At 62.8% G+C, this 1,084-nt stretch carries 2 protein-coding genes; one reads left to right on the plus strand and one right to left on the minus strand.

Annotated features, from left to right (window positions below; all coding sequences use genetic code 11):
* The first annotated feature begins 247 nt into the window (after window positions 1-247).
* A complete protein-coding gene (locus tag EN935_RS37330) occupies window positions 248-724 on the plus strand; it encodes an NUDIX hydrolase (RefSeq protein WP_126070510.1) in 477 nt (158 codons plus the stop codon).
* 4 nt (window positions 725-728) lie between these two features.
* Here EN935_RS37330 and EN935_RS37335 read toward each other — a convergent pair.
* The coding region (locus EN935_RS37335) for a citrate/2-methylcitrate synthase (protein WP_281040414.1) at window positions 729-1,084 on the minus strand (356 nt) is incomplete at its 5' end.

Below are 1,084 nucleotides of genomic sequence, written 5' to 3' on the forward strand. Positions count from 1 at the left end.
CAGCAGTACCGTGCCCAGGACCGCCAGATCATCCGGCAAGCGCCGCCGGTCGTGCAGCAACTCAAGCCAAGCTGCCAGACGCAGATAATCGGCACCACCGCCGTGAGCAATTGCCGCTGACATCCAGGCTTTTTTCATTTATTTAGCCGACTTATGTATTCGGAGTGCCTTTCGGCACACGCGAAAGTTTTGGTTTTGCAACGATGCCTTGTCGCGCTATGCGGCATTGCATCGACTGGATTCACGAATGGCAGCCACGAAGAAAAAGGCCGTACGCAAGGCAAAGAAGGGCGAGAGGATCCGTCAGGTGGCGGCTATTCCGTTTCGGCTGAACGCGCGCGGCGATATCGAGGTGATGCTGGTTACCTCGCGAACCACCAGACGCTTCATCGTCCCCAAGGGCTGGCCGATGAAAGGCAAGAGCGGACGCAAGGCGGCCACCATCGAGGCGCAGGAGGAAGCCGGCGTGCTCGGCAAGACGCTGAAGCAGCCGGCCGGCACCTATTCCTACTGGAAGCGGCTGGCCAACCGCTTTGTCCGCGTCGACGTCATCGTCTATCTGCTTGAGGTGACGGAGGAACTGGCCGACTGGCAGGAAGCCAAACGACGCCAGCGGGCCTGGCTGGCGCCGGCCGACGCGGCCATGCTCATCGATGAGCCCGACCTTTCGACGTTGGTGAAGACGCTGAAGCTTCCTCAGCCTGTGCCGGTCGACCAGGCCTAAAGCCTCACTCGCCGGTGTCATCCCCTTCGGGAAACGGGCGTACCGGCGTGCCGGTATAGGCCCACAGCCACTTGCGCGGCAGCGGCCCCTTGTTTCGCTCGGCCTGCTGCGACTGCTCCCAGGCATGCGCCAGGATGCCGACCGAGCGTGACAGCACGAAAAGCCCGCGCGTCAGCGGCGGCGGAAAGCCGAGTTCGCCATAGATGACGGCGGTGGCGCCATCGATGTTGAGCGGTATCTTTTTCCCTTTGCGCCGCGCGACCTCCGCCTCGATCGCCTCGGCAATGTCGGCAAAACGTCCGTTGACGACACCGCGCGCGGCAAATTTGCGGGTCAGTTCCAGAAGCCGCGGCGCGCGCG

The organism is Mesorhizobium sp. M7D.F.Ca.US.004.03.1.1, assembly GCF_003998635.1.
In the GTDB taxonomy this organism is placed as follows: Bacteria; Pseudomonadota; Alphaproteobacteria; order Rhizobiales; family Rhizobiaceae; genus Mesorhizobium; species Mesorhizobium loti.

What these genes read in the sequence shown, in the direction of transcription:
- EN935_RS37330 (WP_126070510.1), top strand. Translation starts at nt 248, where the DNA reads ATGGCAGCCACGAAGAAAAAGGCCGTACGCAAGGCAAAGAAGGGCGAG.